An 18,409-nucleotide genomic window follows, 5' to 3' on the forward strand; every position below is an offset into this window, starting at 1 on the left:
CGCCGGTCCCCGTGGGTCACGGTGCCGACAGCAGGTTGGGCAGGGCGCTCGCCGTCATGCCGGCCGCGCCGATCCACAAGGTGGAGGTGGCTCCGAAGACGGTGCCCGCGGCTCCGCCCAGCAGGCCGCCCAGCGGAATGCCGCCCCAGGACACGAAACGGGCGGTCGCGCTCATCCGGCCCAGGAGCCGGTCGGGGGTGAGGGACTGTTGGAGGCTCGCCTGTGCCACCACGCGGACGACTCCGCCCAGCGACAGGGCCGCGAGCCCGAGCGCCGCCGCGCACAGGGTCCACCCCGGCCGGGCCAACGGCATCAGGGCGGTCGGCGGGCAGGTGATCAGCGGCGCGAGCCGGATGACGCGAGCCTGTCCGAGCCGGTTGGAGAGCCTGGTCGCCATCAGTGCGCCCAGCAGCGCACCGCAGCCCATGCCCGACAGCACGACACCGATGCCGAAGGAGCCGAGACCCATGTCCCGCTCCAGGAAGACCAGCAGCATCGTCTGGTACATGACCAGGAAGAGATTGAACATCGCGTCCCCCATCACGATCGCACGGAGCGCGGGATGGCCGATGACGAACCTCAGCCCTTCCCTTATGTCCCGGCCCAGTTGGGGTCGAGCACTTGCCTCCGGACCACCGGGCTCCGGCTTCTGTTCGGGCTTGCGGATGCCGAGCGCGAGCAGACCCGACAGGGCCATCCCCGCCGAGCTCACCAGGAGCGTCGCAGGGGCTCCGGCCCAGCCGACGAGCGGCCCCGCCACCCCGGGCCCGCTGATGCTGGTCACCGAGCGGATGGCCGAGAGCTTCGCGTTTCCCTCAACCAGGTTCCCGCGGCCCACCAGGTGCGGCAGGTAGCTGACGTAGGCGACGTCGAAGAAGACGGTCAGGACTCCATGGGTCAGGGCGACCGCGTACAGCCACCAGATGGTGAGGAGGCCCGCCCACCACGCCAGCGGTACGGTCGCGAGGACCAGTGCCCTGGCGAGGTCGGTGCTGATCATCACCGGCCGTTTGCGCATCCGGTCCACCCAGGCGCCGGCCGGCAGTCCGACCAGGAGCGAGCCCGCCGTGGTGGCCGCGGTCAGCAGGCCGACCTGTAACTCGTCGGCGCGCAACGCAACGATGGCGACCAGGGGCAACGCCAGGAAGATGACGCGGTCGCCCAGCTGGCCGAGCGCGGTCGCGGCGGACAGCCGTCCGAAGTCGGGGTCGCGAAGGGGCCCGAGCCGGGAGGGTGTTGGCGGGTGCGGGGAGGAAATCGGCGGGTGTGGGGAGGGAGTTGATGACATGTTATGGCCGGTCCACCGCGAACTCGTAGACCACTTCCCTGCGTACGTCGGGTATGACGAGGTCGGCGGTCTCCACCGGGCGTCCGTCGGTGGCGTAGATGGTCCGCTCGATCCGGAGCACCAGGTCGCCGAGGCTGATCCCCAGGAGGTTCGCCTGTTCCTGGGTGGCACGGGCCGGGCGCGGGAGTTCGACCACGGTCTCGACCTCCACGCCGAGGGAACGCATGCGCTCCACCACCCCCTTTCCCGCGAGCGGTCCCCGCTCGGGCAGCACGACCGGCGTCCCGGCCGTGAGGGCCATCGGCTCCCAGGAGGCGGAGAGCTGGACGGGCTGCCCGTCGGCCAGGAACTCGTAGTGCGTGTGGACGCAGAGGTCCCCGGGGCTGATGGCGAGCCGCTCGGCGATGTCCTCGGGTGCGGGGACGCGCGTCCGGCTGTGCGCGTCCCAGGCCTGGGCCCGGCCCCGCTCGGTCAGGCCGGCGCGGCTGCGTTCGCGGTGCCGGGAGCGGATCATGCGCAGGCGCTCGCGCGGCGACCGGACGTAGGTGCCGGAGCCCGCGCGTCCTTCGAGGAGGCCCAGGGCGATCAGGTGGTCCATGGCCCGCTGCGTGACGTTGCGCCCCACGCCGTACTCCTCGGCGAGCCGCACCCGCGACGGCAACCGCTCCCCGATCCCCCACTCTCCCGCGAGGATCCGTGCGCGCAGCGCGTCGGCGACCACCAGATAGGGCGCCTCTCGGGGCATGGCCGACTCTCCTCTTCGTCTGCTCTCCATCCGGTGATCCCGGACCGCGTTGGCAAGCTACCGCGCCGGGCGGAAGCTACTGGAGCAGAAACTGGAGCAGAGATACGCAGGGTGACCGGCGGTCCCGCCGCCTCCCGGGTCACCGGGATCACGCGGGTCGCCCCTGGTCAGACCGGGTGCTGTCGGGCTAGCGTCCGTGCATGGCAGCCTTTGACCCCTGGGACCCCGCGTTCGTCGACGACCCGTACCCCGCCTACGCCGAACTGCGCGACCGGGGCCGGGTCACCTACTACGAGCCCACCGACCAGTGGCTCGTCCCCCGGCACGCGGACGTCTCGGCGCTGCTGCGCGACCGCCGCCTCGGCCGCACCTACCAACACCGCTTCACCCACGAGGACTTCGGCCGTACGGCACCCCCGCCCGAGCACGAGCCCTTCCACACCCTCAACGACCACGGCATGCTCGACCTGGAGCCCCCGGACCACACCCGCATCCGGCGTCTGGTCTCCAAGGCGTTCACCCCGCGCACGGTCGAGCAACTGAAGCCGTACGTCAGCCAGTTGGCCGGTGAACTGGTGGACCGCCTGGCGGCCGCGGGCGGCGGCGACCTGCTCACGGACGTGGCGGAACCCCTCCCCGTCGCGGTGATCGCCGAGATGCTCGGCATCCCGGAGTCGGACCGCGCCCCGCTGCGCCCCTGGTCGGCGGACATCTGCGGGATGTACGAACTGAGCCCGTCCGAGGACACGGCGGCGAAGGCAGTCCGCGCGTCGACCGAATTCTCCTCGTATCTACGCGAGTTGATCGCCGCCCGCCGCAAGGAACCCGGCGACGACCTCATCTCCGGCCTCATCGCGGCCCACGACGAGGAGGACCGGCTCACCGAGCAGGAGATGATCTCCACCGCCGTCCTCCTGCTGAACGCGGGCCACGAGGCCACGGTGAACGCCACGGTGAATGGTTGGTGGGCGCTGTTCCGCAACCCGGACCAACTGGCCGCCCTCCGCGCGGACCACTCCCTGATCCCGTCCGCCGTCGAGGAGTTGATGCGTTACGACACCCCGCTCCAGCTCTTCGAGCGGTGGGTGCTGGACGAGATCGAGATCGACGGCACGGTGATCCCGCGCGGCGCGGAGATCGCGATGCTGTTCGGCGCGGCCAACCACGACCCCGCCGTCTTCGCCGACCCGGAGCACCTCGACCTCACCCGCGCCGACAACCCGCACATCAGCTTCAGCGCGGGCATCCACTACTGCATCGGCGCACCCCTGGCCCGTATCGAACTGGCCGCCTCCATGAAGGCGTTGCTGGAGAAGGCCCCCACCCTCGACCTCGCGACGGAGCCGAAACGCAAACCGAACTTCGTGATCCGGGGCTTGGAAGGGCTGAGCGTCACGGTCTGACCCGCCGGACCAGGGCCCAGACACCCAGCGCGGCGGCGACCCCGCCGAGGACCGCCAGCGGCAACTCGGCATAGAGGACACTCCAGTCGGGGCTCGCCTCGAACCGCTGGAACCGCCCCCGGACGCCGTACGACCACACCGCCAGTCCCAGGCCCGCGCCAAGTGCGACGGTCAGACATCCCCCGGCGGCCTGCGCACGTTGTCCCATGCCCGGGACGGACGCGCCCGGGCCGCCGGAGGTTCCCGTCCCGCCGGTCAGGTCGTGAGGTCCCGCCGCCGCAGACCCGCCAGTCCTACGGCGACCAGGGCGGCGGCGATCGCGGTCAGGACCGCCACCGGTCCCCACGCCATGTCTCCGCCCGGCAGCTTCGGCAGATGGCCGAAGGGGGAGACGTCCAGGACCGCCTGGGGGAGGTTCAGCGCGAGTCCGATCCAGCCGAGCAGGAGCGCGAGTCCGGCCGCACCCCAGGACGCCGGGGACAGGCGCGGCGAGATGCCGTGCAGCAGGACCGCGAGGGCGCCCAGGGTCCAGACCGCCGGGACCTGGACCAGGCAGGCGGCGAGGATCGGGCCGGGTTCGGCGCCGTAGCCGAGGGTCAGGCCGAGGCCGCTGAGCAGCATGATCAGGACCGCGCCGGCGAAGGCGATGGTGAGGTGGCCGGCGGCCCAGCGCAGGCGGCCGACCGCGTTCGCCAGGATGGGTTCGGCGCGTTGGCCGGTCTCCTCGCTGTGCAGCCGTAGGACCGAGGAGACCGCGTACAGCGCGGCGAGCATGCCGAACATGCCGACCATCGTGGCCAGGAACGCGTCCTCGATACCGGACTGGCCGCCCATCCGCTCGATGATCTCGCGGGTCTTGGCGTTGTCCCCGACCAGGTCCGCGGCCCCCTTCGTGATGCCGCCGAAGGCGACCCCGGCCGCGAAGAATCCGAGGCTCCAGCCCAGGACGCTGCCCCGCTGGAGACGCCAGGCGAGCGCACCCGCCGTGCCGAGACGGCCGTGGGCCGGGCCCGGGCGGGCCGGGAAGAAGCTCATTCCCACGTCTCGGCGGCCCGCCAACTCGTAGGCGACGAAGCCCTGGAGGAGGGATGCGGTGACGAACAGAGCCAGTACCCACCAGCGTTCGGCCGCGAACGGGCGCAGGTTCTCCAGCCAGCCGATGGGCGAGATCCAAGTCAGGGGAGAGGAGCCGTCGTTGGTGGTCGAGTCGCCCACCGCGCGCAGGACGAACGCCACTCCCACCAGTCCACCGGTCAGGCCCTTCGCGAGCCTTCCGCTGTCCGTGAACTGCGCGACGATCGCCGCGAGCGTCGCGAACACCATGCCCACTCCGCCGATGCCGAGCCCGAGTGCGAGGGCTCCCGCCGTCCCCTGACCAGTCATGCCGGCCGTAATCAGCAGCGCCAGCGCGGAGTTGGCGACGAGCGCCGTCAACAGGGCTGCTGTCAGCGGGGCGCGGCGGCCCACCATCGCCGACGACACGAGTTCCTGCCGGCCGCTCTCCTCCTCGTCACGCGTGTGCCGTACGACGACGACCAGGCTCATGATCCCGGCGAGGATCGCGGCGTACCCGCCGATGCGCCAGGCGGTGAGACCGCCGAGCGAGTCGCTGAACACCGGGCCGTAGGTGGCGCGGAGTGAGCTGTTGGCGAGCATCTGGCGGGCGATGTCGGCGCGTTGGGCGGGAGTGGAGTAGACGCTGCGCAGTGAGCCGGGGAGGGAGAGGACCAGCAGGCCGGTCACTGCCACCCAGGCCGGGATCACCACCCGGTCGCGGCGCAGGTTGAAGCGCAACAGGGCTCCCGTGCCCGCGAGTTGGCGTGAGCTGCCGGTGTTGGTGCCGGTGCGTACGGGGAACGCGGCGGCGGTCATCCGGCCACCTCGTCTTTCGTGTCCGTCTCCTGGTAGTGACGGAGGAACAGCTCCTCCAGCGTCGGCGGCTTCGAGGTCAGAGAGCGCACGCCAGAGTCGCTCAATGACCGCAGGACGGCGTTGAGTTGGTCCGTCTCGACCTGGAGGTGGACGCGGTGACCTTGCACGTCGAGGTCGTGCACGCCGGGCAGGGACGCCAACCCGTTGGGCAGGCCGGTGAGTTCGGCGGTCACGCTGGTGCGGGTGAGGTGGCGCAGGTCGGACAGTGAACCGCTCTCCACCGTGCGGCCCTTGCGGATGATGCTCACTCGGTCGCACAACTCCTCGACCTCGCTGAGGATGTGGGAGGAGAGCAGGATCGTACGGCCCCGGTCGCGCTCCTCCTCCACGCAGCGCTGGAAGACCTCCTCCATCAACGGGTCGAGGCCGGACGTCGGTTCGTCCAGGATCAGCAGGTCGACGTCCGAGGCGAACGCGGCGACGAGGGCGACCTTCTGGCGGTTGCCCTTGGAGTACGTGCGGCCTTTCTTCGTCGGGTCCAGCTCGAAGCGGTCGATCAGCTCGGCGCGGCGGGCCTTGTCGAGGCCGCCGCGCAACTTGCCGTAGAGATCGATGACTTCGCCCCCGGAGAGGTTGCGCCACAGCGTCACGTCGCCGGGGACGTAGGCGACCCGGCGGTGCAGTTCGACCGCGTCGGTCCATGGGTCGCGGCCCAGGAGCTGGGCGGCGCCCGAGTCGGCGTGCAGCAGGCCGAGCAGGACGCGGATCGTCGTGGACTTGCCGGAGCCGTTGGGGCCGAGAAAGCCGTGTACCTCGCCGGTCTCGACGGCGAGGTCGAGGCCTGTGAGGGCATGCGTCTTGCCGAACGACTTGTGCAGGCCGGAGACGGTGATTGCCTTCGTCATGGAGCCGAACGTACGCTTCTTTCAGAAATTTGTGAAGTTAAGGAAGCGTGTGAAGCGCGGGTAGGGTGAGTCCATGACGGATACATCTGGTGCGCGGGACGCAGAGTCCGTGTCGAAGTTCGTCGAGTCCTTCGCGGCGCAGCTGGTCGAGGCCGGGATGCAGCGGATGCCGGCCCGGATCTTCGCCGCGCTGCTCTCCTCCGACGAGGGCGCGATGACCTCCGTCGAGCTGGGAGAACAGCTGCGGATCAGTCCGGCGGCGGTGTCCGGTGGGGTGCGGTACCTGGCGCAGCAGCACATGGTGTCGCGCGAGCGGGAACCGGGTTCGCGGCGCGAGCGGTACCGGGTTCAGGGCAACCAGTGGTACGAGGCGCTGACCAACCGCGAGGCCGTGCTCAAGCGGTGGGAGGCGGCTCTCAGCGAGGGGGTTGCGAGCCTCGGCGCGGAGACCCCGGCGGGGCGCCGTATGACCGAGACCCTCGCGTTCTTCGAGTTCGTCGACGGGGAGATCGTGGCGATGATGGAGCGGTGGCGGGTTCACCGTGAAACGCGCTTCGGTGGACTCACCTAAGGGGCGCGGGGAACTGCGCGACCAGCCACAACGCTCCCGCAGATTCGTACTCGTCTGCAGGCCGGTGGTGGGCTGGTTGCGCAGTTCCCCGCGCCCCTAAAAGAACCTCAGCGCTCCTTGGTTTCTTCGAGCACCGTGCGGCCGAGCAAGGCATAGCGTTCAGGCGCCCGGCGCTTCAAGTACTGGGCGTAGCCGATGCCCGTTGCCGCGACCAGGGCTACCAGCCACGGGGTCGCCTTCAGGAGCAGGGAGTCGGACTCCGCGCCCGCCGCCACGCTCATGTTGGACACCAGGAGCAGCACCACCGCCAGCATCGCGATGCCGCCGAGCAGCGGAGCGGTGAACGTCTTGAACCAGTGCCGGCTCTCGGGGTGGTGGGTCCGGAAGTACGCCAGCACCGCGAACGAGCACACCGCCTGCACCACGAGGATCGCCATCGTGCCGAGGATGGCCAGCAGGACGTACATCGCGTTGGCCGGGTCCTTGCTCGTGGCCCAGAACGCGACGATCAGGACGGCGCTGATCACGGTCTGGACGAAGCCCGCGATGTGCGGGGAGCCGTGCTTGGCGTGGGTGCGGCCGATGGTGTTCTTGAGGGAGGGGAGGACGCCCTCGCGGCCCAGCGCGTACATGTAGCGGCTGGCGCAGTTGTGGAAGGCCATGCCGCAGGCGAGCGAGCCGGTGATCATCAGCCACTGCATGAGGTCGACCGCCCAGTGGCCGACGTAGTGCTCGGTGGGGTTGAAGAAGAGGGCGAGCGGGTTCGCCGAGGAGGCGACCTTGACGGCCTCCGTCTCGCCGTTGCCGATGATGGCCATCCAGGAGACGAAGACGTAGAAGACGCCGACGCCGAGGACCGAGATCATCGTCGCCTTGGGGATGATCTTCTTCGGGTCGCGGGACTCTTCGCCGTACATGGCCGTGGACTCGAAGCCGACCCAGGACCAGAAGGCGAAGAAGAGGCCGAGACCGGCGCTCGTCCCCTTGAACGCGTTGACCGGGTTGACCGGGCCGAAGGTGAAGCCGTGCGGGCCGCCGCCGTGCAGGGCGACCGAGATCGCCATCGCCGCGAGGACGGTCACCTCCGTCCCGAGGAGTACGACGAGCAGCTTCTCCGCGACCGAGACGCCGAACCACGTGCCCGTCGCGTTGACGGCCAGCATCACGATCGCGCAGGCCCACCACGGGATGTCAAGTCCCGTCTGGTCCTTGAAGGTTCCGGTGGCGAAGACCGAGAAGATGCCGATCAGCGCCGGTTCGAACACGACGTACGCGAAGGTCGCGAGGAGGCCGGAGGCGAGTCCGACGGTGCGGCCGAGGCCGTAGGAGATGAAGCCGTAGAAGGCGCCCGTCGACGTGATGTGCTTGGCCATCGACGTGAAGCCGACGGAAAAGATTGCCAGGACGACCATTGCGACGAGGTAGCTCGCCGGGGCGCCTATGCCGTTGCCCGACGAGACCATGAACGGCACGTTGCCGGTCATCGCGGTGATCGGGGCGGCGGTCGCGACGGCCATGAAGACCACGCCCAGCAGGCCGATGGCGTTGGGCTTGAGCCGGTGAACGGCGCCGTCCTCGCTTGTGTTCGCCGCGGGGGCGACCCCTTCGTCCACTGCCATCGGATGGCCCCTCTCCTGCTGCTCTCGCTGCCGCTCGGCTGGTGTTTCGAAGCGGAACTCTGTAGGCCGAATGAGTCGGGAAAGGGTTTCGTCGCGTTAAATGTTTGTCAACCAGACCTTTAGAAATCTGAGGAAATCTGGGGGCAACACGCGCCTCGTACGGTCACCGCCATGAGTACGTACACCTCCACCCTCGGCGGCCGGCGCTACCGCTTCGGCTCCCTCGCGCGCCTGCTCGCCGCCGCGAGCCCCGAGCGCTCCGGCGACCGGCTGGCGGGGCTCACGGCCGAGAGTGCCCAGGAACGGGTGGCGGCGCGGTGGGCGCTGGCGGACGTACCGCTGACCGCGTTCCTCACCGAGCCGGTGATCCCGTACGAGACGGATGACGTGACCCGGTTGATCGTCGACACGCATGACACGGGCGCGTTCGCGACGGTGGCCGGGCTGTCGGTGGGCGGGTTCCGGGAGTGGCTGCTGGCCGCGGACACGTCCCAACTGGCCGCCGTGGCAGCCGGGTTGACGCCCGAGATGGTCGCGGCGGTGTCGAAGCTGATGGGCAACGCGGACCTGGTCGCGGTCGCGCGGAAGGTGCGGGTGGTGACGGCGTTCCGGTCGACGATCGGGCTGCCGGGCCGCCTCGCCACCCGCCTCCAGCCCAACCACCCCACCGACGACCCGGCGGGCGTGGCCGCGGCCCTGCTCGACGGGCTGCTGCTCGGTTCCGGCGACGCGGTGATCGGCATCAACCCGGCGACGGACAGCCCGAAGGCGGTACGGGACCTGCTGGAACTGCTGGACGGCGTGATCCAGCGCTACGCCATCCCCACCCAGTCCTGCGTGCTGTCCCACGTCACGACGAGCATGGACCTGATGGCGGCCGGCGCTCCAGTGGACCTTGTCTTCCAGTCCATCGCGGGCACGCAGGCGGCGAACGCGTCCTTCGGCGTCACGCTGGGCCTGCTCGACGAGGCGTACGAGGCGGCGAAGGCGCTCGGCCGGGGCACGGTCGGCTCCAACGTCATGTACTTCGAGACCGGCCAGGGCAGCGCACTGTCGGCGGACGCGCACCACGGCGTGGACCAGCAGACGGTGGAGGCACGGGCGTACGCGGTCGCCCGCCGCTACGACCCGCTCCTGGTCAACACGGTGGTGGGCTTCATAGGCCCGGAGTACCTCTACGACGGCCGCCAGATCCTCCGCGCCGCCCTGGAGGACCACTTCTGCGGCAAGGTGCTCGGCCTGCCCATGGGCCTGGACATCTGCTACACCAACCACGCCGACGCGGACGACGACGACATCGCCACGATGCTCACCATGCTCGGCGTGGCCGGCGCGTCCTTCGTGATCTGCACACCCGGCGGCGACGACATCATGCTCAACTACCAATCCGCCTCGTACCACGACGCGTTGTACCTCCGCGAGGTCCTCGGCCTGCGCCCGGCACCGGAGTTCGAGGCATGGCTCGACTCGATCGGCCTGCTGGGCGAGAGCGGCGAGATCAGGGACGTGTCCGGTACGACCCACCCGTTGACGGCGATCGGAAGGGAACTGGCGGCATGACGACCAGTCAAGTGGCTTCGGTGGACCGGGACTTGTGGCCGTCCCTGCGCCGACACACCCAGGCGAGGATCGGCCTGGGCAGAGCGGGCACGGGCCTCCCGACCCACCACCGCCTGGAGTTGCAGGCAGCGCACGCGGCGGCACGGGACGCGGTCCACTCCCCGTTCGCCCCGGACGTGGTGGCGGAGGCGCTGCGGGGAGAACCGACGATCCGGGTCCGCAGCGCGGCCCCCGACCGCCTCACCTACCTCCAACGCCCCGACCTGGGCCGCCGCCTGGAGCCAACCGACCGCGCGCACCTCCCGGTGGGTGACTGGGACGTCGTCTTCGTGGTCGCCGACGGCCTCTCCAGCCGAGCGGTGCACGAACACGCGGCGGCGATGGTCCGCGCGACGACGGCACTCCTCCCGCCGACCTGGCGAGTGGCCCCGGTCGTCCTCGCGGAACAGGCCCGCGTGGCCCTCGGCGACGACGTGGCCTCGGCGATGGGCGCGACGATGGTCGTGGTCTTCGTCGGCGAACGCCCCGGCATGTCGGCGGCGGACTCCCTGGGCGCATACCTGACGTACCACCCGAAGCCGGGCGTGACGACGGACGCCGACAGGAACTGCCTGAGCAACATACGGCCGCCGTTGGGGCTGACGTACGAGGTGGCGGCGGGGAAGCTGGCGGGACTGATGGGCAGGGCAAGGGAGTTGGGGTCGACGGGCGTGGCGTTGAAGGACGAGTCGGACGCGCCGATGCTGGCGAACTAGCCCAATCTCAGCCCCTCCGGCGTTTGAGGAGCGGGGGTTCGGGGGCTGGCCCCCGTGACGGGGTCGAAGGGGCGGCGCCCCTGGAGGATGGGACGGGTAGGGGCGGCGGGGGCGAGAAAATCCCCCCGCCCCCGGAGGTCACCCCACCGAAGGCAACGTAAGCCCCCAAGCCCCCTCCCGAACCACCCACGTCCGAGTCCGCACCGGCCCCGCCACCACCGCGTCCGCCCGGTACCGGAAGTCCGCCCCGGACACGGTGACCGTCCGTCCCCTCGCGTACAGCGGAGACGCCTCCGCCCCCACCGACACCGGCCGTACCTCCACCTCGGCCAGCCCCGACGCCCCCGGCCGCACCGAAACGCCCTCCACCGGCTGGTCCAGATCGACCAACGTCACCCCGTCGACCTCGACCCGCAGCCGCGCAGGCCCGAACCGCGGCACACCCACGAGCGGTTCCCGTGACGGCCGGGCCGGCACCAGTGTCCGTACCAGTGACTGGCACGTCCGCAGCCACGACGCGTGCCCGTTGCCGGCGGGCGAGGGCACAGCAGGCGAGGGGAGCGAAGGAATCCGCAACGCGCCCAGCACCACCCCGTCGCTGTCGTCCACCAAAAGATCCATCCGGTGTACGACCCCGTCGAGGACCGCGCGCGCGGCCGCCACCGCCCCCGTGGGCACCCCCAGCGCCCCCGCCAGCGACAGCGCACCCCCCACCGGCACCATCGACAGCGCACATCCGGCCAGCTCCCGCTGCCGGTGCAACAGGGACACCGCACGCATCAGGGCCCGGTCGTCGCCCACCAGCACCGGCCGGCGCGAACCCCGCCGGGCCAGTACCCGGGCGAATTCCTCGGGCCCCTCCGGAAGGCACACCTTCGTCGCCGCACCCGCGCTGAGCACGTCTTTCGCGATGCGGACGGACTCCGCGTCGGCGCGCCGGGCGACCGGATCGATGACGACCAGCAGCTGATCGGAAGTCGCGAAAGTCGCCACCTCGGCCATGCCTCGCTTCCTCGGGTAGCATCTTTGTGCAAGAGCCCCTTGCGCTATTGCGCCAGGGGCTTCGTCTATTCCGGGGCATCCGGTCCGACGGGTCGCGACCGACGAGGGTCGCAGGTGTACGAGGCACACGCTGTGCCGCGTACGTCTCTGACCTTGGACATGCCCCGCCCGGAAGGGGTGTACGCGCGTGCCCGCACTTGTGCTGCTCGGTGCTCAGTGGGGTGACGAAGGCAAGGGAAAGGCGACGGACCTGCTAGGTGGGTCCGTCGACTATGTGGTGCGCTACCAGGGCGGCAACAACGCCGGCCACACGGTAGTCGTGGGCGATCAGAAGTACGCCCTTCACCTGCTCCCTTCCGGGATCCTCACACCGGAGTGCACTCCGGTCATCGGCAACGGTGTCGTCGTCGACCCGTCGGTCCTGTTCTCCGAGCTGAACGGGCTGAACGAGCGCGGCGTCGACACGTCCAAGCTCCTGATCAGCGGTAACGCTCACATCATCACGCCGTACAACGTGACGGTGGACAAGGTGACGGAACGCTTCCTCGGGAAGCGGAAGATCGGGACGACCGGCCGCGGCATCGGCCCGACCTACGCGGACAAGATCAACCGCGTCGGCATCCGGGTCCAGGACCTCTACGACGAGTCGATCCTGACCCAGAAGGTCGAGGCGGCCCTCGACGTCAAGAACCAGATGCTCACCAAGCTCTACAACCGCCGCGCGATCGCGATCGAGCAGGTCGTCGAGGAGCTGCTGTCCTACGCGGACCGCCTCAAGCCGTACGTCGCCGACACCGTCCTCCTCCTCAACAAGGCGCTGGACGAGGACAAGGTGGTCCTCTTCGAGGGCGGCCAGGGCACGCTCCTGGACATCGACCACGGCACGTATCCCTTCGTGACGTCGTCGAACCCGACCGCCGGCGGCGCCTGCACCGGCTCCGGTGTCGGCCCGACGAAGATCAGCCGGGTCATCGGCATCCTGAAGGCCTACACGACCCGTGTCGGCTCGGGCCCGTTCCCGACGGAGCTGTTCGACGCGGACGGCGAGGCGCTGCGCCGCATCGGCGGCGAACGGGGTGTCACCACCGGCCGTGACCGGCGCTGCGGCTGGTTCGACGCGGTCATCGCCCGCTATGCGACCCGCGTGAACGGCCTGACCGACTTCTTCCTCACCAAGCTCGACGTCCTCACCGGCTGGGAAGAGATCCCGGTCTGTGTGGCCTACGAGATCGACGGCAAGCGCGTCGAGGAACTCCCGTACTCGCAGACCGACTTCCACCACGCGAAGCCGATCTACGAGAACCTGCCCGGCTGGAGCGAGGACATCACGAAGGCCAAGACCTTCGCGGACCTCCCCAAGAACGCGCAGGCGTACGTGAAGGCGCTGGAGGAGATGTCGGGCGCCCCGATCTCGGCGATCGGTGTAGGCCCGGGTCGTACGGAGACGATCGAGATCAACTCGTTCATCTAGTACGTGCAGCAACAGCATCTAGTACGTGCAGCAACAGGAGGGGCGCCCGTCCGGGCGCCCCTCCCGCTGTATTGCTCTGCTGCTCAGCTGGTGAAGACGAAGTACTTCCACGCCCCGTGCGTCGTCGTGTTCACGTTGTCGCCGGACGCCCCGTCGACGTACGACGAGCGGATGCGGAAGCGGTAGCCGACGTCGTGGGCGCCGCCCAGCTCCACGCGGGAGACGCCGGACGCGTCCAGCGGGAAGTACGTGGAGCCGCCGTCGTACCAGGTGCCCTGGTAGTAGACCTGGATCTGGATCTGCTGCTCACGGCCCGGGTACGCGGTCATCGTCGTCGTGAACAGCGGGTTCGTGTTCTTGTGGAAGTAGGCGTACGTCTGGCCGTACACCTTCTTGTTCTTGTACTGGCGGCCGATCGACGTCGACACCTTGACCTGGGTGTAGACCGTGCTGGCGACCGTCTTGGGCGCGTAGCGCGCGTCGCCGGTGAAGCGGGCCGTCAGGCGGGTGTCGCGGGTGGGCTTGTATGTGACCGCGAAGTCGCCGTTCCTGTTCACCGTGCCGGACTTGACCAGCTTGTTCGGCTTGTCGGAGCCGTACGGGTCGGCCCAGATCTCGACCTTGCGGTTCTTGTAGGTGGCGCCGAGGTGGGCGGTGAACTTGACGCTCTGCCCGTAGCCGTAGGTCTTCTTGTTGTTGTTCAGCCGGAGCGTGGCCGCCGCGCGCGAGACGTCGACCGAGGCCGAACCGCTGCCCGCCGCGTGGTCCGCGTCGCCCGCGTACGACAGCGTGTACGTCACCTTGCCGCCGACGGGCGGGCTGTTGGTGAAGGAGAACGTGCCGTTCGCCGCGAGCGTCGCCGTGCCGATGTTCCGGCCCTTGGGGTTCTCCAGGTCCGTGCGGAGGATGGCGAGCTTGGTGCCGGCGGGCAGCGGCAGCTTGGAGGTGACCTTGCCCTTGACCGTGAGCTTCTTCGCCCGCGGGGCCTTGGAAGGGGCGGTGACGGAGACGGTGGTGACCGCCTTCGTCGGGTTGTTCAGGATGCGCAGCTCGTAGGTGCTGCCCGCGCGGAGGGCCGTCACCGCGAACAGGCGGGACCGGTCCGGCGCCCAGCCGAGGCCGGCCGGGGCGAGGGTGCCGGTGCTGTCCGCGTTGATGAGGTCGTAGTCCCGGACCGAGGTCGCGGCGCCCTGCTTGTAGACCGACAGGCCCTGGCCGTAGTTCGAGTCGTTGCCCGCCGCGACCGTGCCGTCGGGGGCGATGGCCACCGCGTTCGCGTAACCCGCCCCGGAACCGGGGTACTTGCCGTCCACCGTGAGGTCGGAGGTCTTGTACACCACGTGGTAGTACGGCGACCCGGCGGCGACGACGATGTGCGTGCCGTCCGGTGTGACCGCGAGGTCCTTCAGGTGGGCACCCGTGATCGTCGTGCGCGCGGTGGCGGTCGCGGTGCCCGACGAGACGTCGTACACGCCCAGTTCGGCCGTGTCGCGGTCCGGCAGGCCGGCGACCAGGGTGCCGGAGCCGGGCGCGGCGTCCAGCACGGGCGCGGCGGTCCACGGCGCGGCCGGGTCCGCGTCCAGGGTGACCTTGTGCTCGGGGCCGGCCAGGTCGACCGAGCCGATGTTGCCCGTGGAGCCGCCCGGGGCCCCGTATCCGAACCACAGCTTGCCGCCCGCGAGGGCCGGGTACTGCGGGTCCACGTCCCCCGTGGCGTACCGCGCCGACTCGGTCGCCGTGGCGGTGTCGATGGCGACGATCGCGTCGCCAGTGCCGTCCGAACCGCCGGGAACGGCCGCGTACACGGTCCCCGAGTCGGCCGACAGCTCGAGTCCCCGTACGCCGGGCAGGCCGGTCAACTGCCGGACGCCGTTGCCCTGGAAGTCCGTGACGGCGATCTTGCCGGTGTCCGGGTCGCTGACGAAGACCCGCTGATGGACACCGTCCACGACGATGTCACCGACCGAGAAGACGCCCAGGTCCCGCTGGTCGTCCGCCATGGCCGTACCCGCCACGCCGGTCGTGAGCGCGACGGAGCCGAAAGTGAGCGCGACCGCGAGCGCGGTCGACAGAGTGCGTCTGTGCACGGTGATTTCGAACCCCCCGGTACGAAATGGCCCCGGAACAGGGCCAGTTGACCCCTGAGTGGAGCCTGTGAAGGGAATCGTAGGTGGTGCCACTGACAGGAGGTACACAGGAGGTGAACGGGGCCGCAGGTACGGACGCCTTTCCCTTGAATTGACCGGAACTTGGCCTGTCATGGTCTGTTCTTGGTTCCTGGCTGGCCTGTTGTGCCGCCACGATCTACGCGTGTAGTCCCCGCACGGCCCACGTACCTGCTCGCGACACCGCAGCCACCCAGGAGCCCTGAATGCCCGTCAATCCCCTGAACCGCCGGGAGTTCGTGAAGAAGTCGGCCGTCACCGGTGCGGCCGTCGCCGTCGCGGGGACGGCCGCGACGACCCCGGCCCGGGCGGCCGACCAGCACAAGAAGCCCGCGCCCAAGCCGAAGACCTGGTCGTTCTCCATCCTGGGCACGACCGACCTGCACAGCCACGTCTTCAACTGGGACTACTACTCGGACAAGGCCTACTCCGACAGCAAGGGCAACACGTACGGCATCGCGCGCATCGCCACCCTCGTCAAGAACCTGCGCGCGGAGAAGGGCGAGGACCGGGTACTGCTCGTCGACGCGGGCGACATCATCCAGGGCACGTCCCTGGCGTCGTACTACGCGAGCGTCGACCCGATCACCGGCAAGAACGGCAAGCGCGGCCCCAAGCACCCCATGGCGATCGCCATGAACGAGATGCGCTACGACGCGGCGGCCCTCGGCAACCACGAGTTCAACTACGGCATCGAGGTCGTCCGCACCTTCGAGAAGCAGTGCCACTTCCCGCTGCTGGGCGCCAACGCCCTGGACGCGAAGACCCTGAAGCCGGCCTTCCAGCCCTACACGGTCAAGCGCATCAAGGTCCCCGGGGCGCCGGACATCAAGGTCGGCATCCTCGGCCTCACCAACCCGGGCATCGCCCTGTGGGACAAGGACAACGTCTCCGGGAAGATGACCTTCACCGGCCTGGTCGAGCAGGCGAAGAAGTACGTGCCGCGCCTGCGCGCGCTGGGCTGCGACGTCGTCTTCCTCACCGACCACTCGGGTCTCGACGGCTCGACGTCGTGGGGCGACGAACTCCCGTACGTGGAGAACGCGTCGAACCTGGTCGCCGAGCAGGTCCCCGGCATCGACGCGATCCTCGTCGGCCACACCCACACCGAGGTCTCCACGTACACGGTGAAGAACGAGGAGACCGGCAAGGACGTCGTCCTCTCCGAGCCCTACTGCTACGGCTACCGCCTCTCGGTCTTCGACTTCGAGCTGGAACTGGAGCACGGCTGCTGGAAGGTCACCAGCACCACGTCGACCACGCTGAACAGCAACACGGTCGCAGAGGACGCGCGGATCACCGAACTCCTCACCGCCGACCACGACTTGGTGGTCAAGTACGTCAACACCGCGATCGGCACGTGTACGGCGGCGATGTCGACGGCGGAGGCCTGCTGGAAGGACGTCCCCGCCATCGACTTCATCCACCAGGTCCAGATGGACGCGGTGAAGTCGGGCCTGTCGACGGCGGACGCCGCGCTCCCGCTGATCTCGGTGGCGGCGTGCTTCAGCCGCACGGCCGTCATCCCGGCCGGCGACGTGACGATCCGCGATGTCGCGGGCCTCTACATCTACGAGAACACCCTGTACGGCAAGAAGCTCACGGGCGCCCAACTCAAGGACTACCTGGAGTTCGCGGCGAAGTACTACCACCAGGTGCCGACCGGCACGACGGTCGACACCGCGACGCTCACGAACGCCAACAGCTTCTGGGACTACATGTACGACACGGCGGCCGGCGTCGACTACGAGATCGACATCGCGGCGGCTGAAGGCTCCCGCATCAAGAACCTCACCTACAACGGCACCGCGGTCGCCGACGACCAGGTCTTCGTCGTCGCGGTCAACAACTACCGCGCCAACGGCGGCAGCGGCTACCCGCACATCGCCGCCGCGGAGACGGCGTACAGCTCCACCAACCAGGTCCGCGACCTGATGATCGCCTACGCCACGGCGAAGGGCACGATCGACCCGACGGCATTCGCGGCGACGAACTGGAAGCTGACGCAGGGCGGGACGGCGGTCTTCTAGACTCCGGACACCTTTCGCGCCGCTTCCCGGGGACAGAGAGGTTCCCGGGAAGCGGCGTATCGAGCGAGCGTGAGGAGCGCGGATGACCACGCAACTCCTGGAGCCGGGCGAGGCCCGCGCCGCCCTCGTCCTGGAGTCCGTACTCAGCACGGTGGCCGTGGTGTGGTGGTCGTCCCTGCTGTGGGCGCACCGCGACGCTCTGTACGCCGTGCCCGACGCCGTGGCGCTGATCGGCACGGTCGTGCTGTCATTGCTGGTGACGTGGACCTTGTGGCTTCGGGCAGGCCGACTGCAGATTGCGAACCTGGCATTGATCGCGGTACGCGGCATCGCGGTGCTGGCGTTGTCCCTGTCGTTCTTCCAGGACCTGTAGGTCAGTCGGGGCAGGCGAGCGGTAGGCCGAGGCAGGCGTGAACAGCTTGGCTCAACCGCCGGTCTACAGCAGCACGTTCATCGCCGGTATCGGTCGACTCCGCCGATGGGATCAGCGCGTACGGGAGTGCTGTGGTGAGCACGGCGAGCGTGGCTGTGTCCTGCTCGGTGCCGCTGGGCAGATGCGCGGTCACATGCTTGCTCAGCCAGTGCCAGGCCGTGTTGTGCCACACGGTGTCCGGACGGAGAACGGCGGCGTACGTCAACGCCGGTTCGGTCCGTGCCATGGCCGCGACGACCGGATGCTCTCGCAGCAGCCGGGCGGCCCGCACCACCATGCATACCCCAAGACACTGCGGTGGCGGCAACGGGCTCGGTACTTCCCGGGCCTGATCCAGTAGACGTTTCAGTTCCTGCAACGTCGCATCGCGAAGCAGCACGCTGGGACTGGCCCAATTGCGGTAGAAGAATGGGCGGTTGGCTCCGGCCAACTGTGCGATGTGGGTGATGCCCACGCGCCGGGGCCCACGCACGGCCAGCGCGAGCAGAGTCGCGCGGTACACGGTGGCCATTCCGGGCGGCGCCTGGACATGCTGCGGGCTGCTCATGTGAGCAGCTTGGCGCGGGGGGAGGCAGGTGTCTCAGAAAAGT

16 protein-coding genes are annotated in these 18,409 nt (G+C 69.5%); 7 read left to right on the forward strand and 9 right to left on the reverse strand.

Features of this window, described 5'->3' with window-relative positions:
• Window positions 1-16: 16 nt before the first annotated feature.
• Both OO70_RS10435 and OO70_RS10440 read right to left on the reverse strand, forming a co-directional pair.
• The gene (locus tag OO70_RS10435; RefSeq protein ID WP_051741043.1) at window positions 17-1,288 is read right to left on the reverse strand and encodes an MFS transporter; all 1,272 of its coding nucleotides are present in this window, start codon (window positions 1,286-1,288) and stop codon (window positions 17-19) included.
• Window position 1,289: 1 nt separating this feature from the next.
• Entirely contained in the window at window positions 1,290-2,033 is a 744-nt protein-coding gene (locus OO70_RS10440; protein ID WP_043667326.1) for a GntR family transcriptional regulator, read from the reverse strand.
• Window positions 2,034-2,233: 200 nt separating this feature from the next.
• On the opposite strand from OO70_RS10440, the gene OO70_RS10445 reads away from it, so the two are divergent.
• A complete protein-coding gene (locus OO70_RS10445) occupies window positions 2,234-3,436 on the forward strand; it encodes a cytochrome P450 (protein ID WP_043667329.1) in 1,203 nt (400 codons plus the stop codon).
• Here the strand turns inward: OO70_RS10445 and OO70_RS10450 are convergent.
• From OO70_RS10450 to OO70_RS10460, 3 genes are read right to left on the reverse strand one after another with little or no spacing between them, the layout of a single operon-like run.
• Window positions 3,426-3,644 (reverse strand): hypothetical protein, encoded by a 219-nt coding sequence (locus OO70_RS10450; RefSeq protein WP_043667331.1) that lies wholly within the window; start codon window positions 3,642-3,644, stop codon window positions 3,426-3,428. The two genes, OO70_RS10445 and OO70_RS10450, sit on opposite strands and share 11 nt — an antisense overlap.
• Before the next feature lie 47 nt (window positions 3,645-3,691).
• Window positions 3,692-5,308, reverse strand: coding sequence for an ABC transporter permease (locus OO70_RS10455; RefSeq protein ID WP_043667334.1), 1,617 nt, complete (start codon window positions 5,306-5,308; stop codon window positions 3,692-3,694).
• Complete coding sequence (locus OO70_RS10460) at window positions 5,305-6,213, reverse strand: ABC transporter ATP-binding protein (RefSeq protein WP_043667336.1); 909 nt, start codon at window positions 6,211-6,213, stop codon at window positions 5,305-5,307. The genes OO70_RS10455 and OO70_RS10460 overlap by 4 nt, the downstream gene beginning before the upstream one ends.
• Before the next feature lie 73 nt (window positions 6,214-6,286).
• Here OO70_RS10460 and OO70_RS10465 point away from each other — a divergent pair, with 73 nt between their 5' ends.
• The gene (locus tag OO70_RS10465) at window positions 6,287-6,784 is read left to right on the forward strand and encodes a GbsR/MarR family transcriptional regulator (RefSeq protein WP_078651337.1); all 498 of its coding nucleotides are present in this window, start codon (window positions 6,287-6,289) and stop codon (window positions 6,782-6,784) included.
• A gap of 107 nt (window positions 6,785-6,891) precedes the next feature.
• Here the strand turns inward: OO70_RS10465 and OO70_RS10470 are convergent, their stop codons facing one another.
• Entirely contained in the window at window positions 6,892-8,403 is a 1,512-nt protein-coding gene (locus tag OO70_RS10470; RefSeq protein ID WP_043667340.1) for an APC family permease, read from the reverse strand.
• A 171-nt stretch (window positions 8,404-8,574) separates the two neighbouring features.
• Here OO70_RS10470 and OO70_RS10475 point away from each other — a divergent pair, with 171 nt between their 5' ends.
• Complete coding sequence (locus tag OO70_RS10475) at window positions 8,575-9,963, forward strand: ethanolamine ammonia-lyase subunit EutB (protein WP_043667342.1); 1,389 nt, start codon at window positions 8,575-8,577, stop codon at window positions 9,961-9,963.
• Entirely contained in the window at window positions 9,960-10,718 is a 759-nt protein-coding gene (eutC, locus tag OO70_RS10480) for an ethanolamine ammonia-lyase subunit EutC (RefSeq protein ID WP_043667344.1), read from the forward strand. Before OO70_RS10475 ends, eutC begins: the two co-directional genes overlap by 4 nt.
• A 138-nt stretch (window positions 10,719-10,856) precedes the next feature.
• On the opposite strand, the gene OO70_RS10485 is transcribed toward eutC, so the two are convergent.
• Complete coding sequence (locus tag OO70_RS10485; protein WP_043667346.1) at window positions 10,857-11,720, reverse strand: diacylglycerol kinase family protein; 864 nt, start codon at window positions 11,718-11,720, stop codon at window positions 10,857-10,859.
• A 187-nt stretch (window positions 11,721-11,907) separates the two neighbouring features.
• Between OO70_RS10485 and OO70_RS10490 the strand changes: the two genes are divergently transcribed.
• The gene (locus OO70_RS10490; protein ID WP_043667347.1) at window positions 11,908-13,191 is read left to right on the forward strand and encodes an adenylosuccinate synthase; all 1,284 of its coding nucleotides are present in this window, start codon (window positions 11,908-11,910) and stop codon (window positions 13,189-13,191) included.
• 83 nt (window positions 13,192-13,274) lie between these two features.
• Here the strand turns inward: OO70_RS10490 and OO70_RS10495 are convergent, their stop codons facing one another.
• Window positions 13,275-15,278 (reverse strand): Ig-like domain repeat protein, encoded by a 2,004-nt coding sequence (locus tag OO70_RS10495; protein ID WP_043667350.1) that lies wholly within the window; start codon window positions 15,276-15,278, stop codon window positions 13,275-13,277.
• Window positions 15,279-15,562: 284 nt separating this feature from the next.
• Here OO70_RS10495 and OO70_RS10500 point away from each other — a divergent pair, with 284 nt between their 5' ends.
• Window positions 15,563-17,386: a bifunctional metallophosphatase/5'-nucleotidase gene (locus tag OO70_RS10500; RefSeq protein WP_043667353.1), complete on the forward strand. Its 1,824-nt coding sequence runs from the start codon at window positions 15,563-15,565 to the stop codon at window positions 17,384-17,386.
• Window positions 17,387-17,468: 82 nt separating this feature from the next.
• Window positions 17,469-17,759 (forward strand): hypothetical protein, encoded by a 291-nt coding sequence (locus OO70_RS10505; protein ID WP_051741047.1) that lies wholly within the window; start codon window positions 17,469-17,471, stop codon window positions 17,757-17,759.
• Window position 17,760: 1 nt separating this feature from the next.
• On the opposite strand, the gene OO70_RS54465 is transcribed toward OO70_RS10505, so the two are convergent.
• On the reverse strand, window positions 17,761-18,366 hold the full coding sequence (locus OO70_RS54465; RefSeq protein WP_158711436.1) for a TetR/AcrR family transcriptional regulator: 606 nt from the start codon (window positions 18,364-18,366) through the stop codon (window positions 17,761-17,763).
• Window positions 18,367-18,409 lie beyond the last annotated feature (43 nt).

This window comes from Streptomyces xylophagus (assembly GCF_000716435.1).
Classification (GTDB): Bacteria; Actinomycetota; Actinomycetes; order Streptomycetales; family Streptomycetaceae; genus Streptomyces; species Streptomyces xylophagus.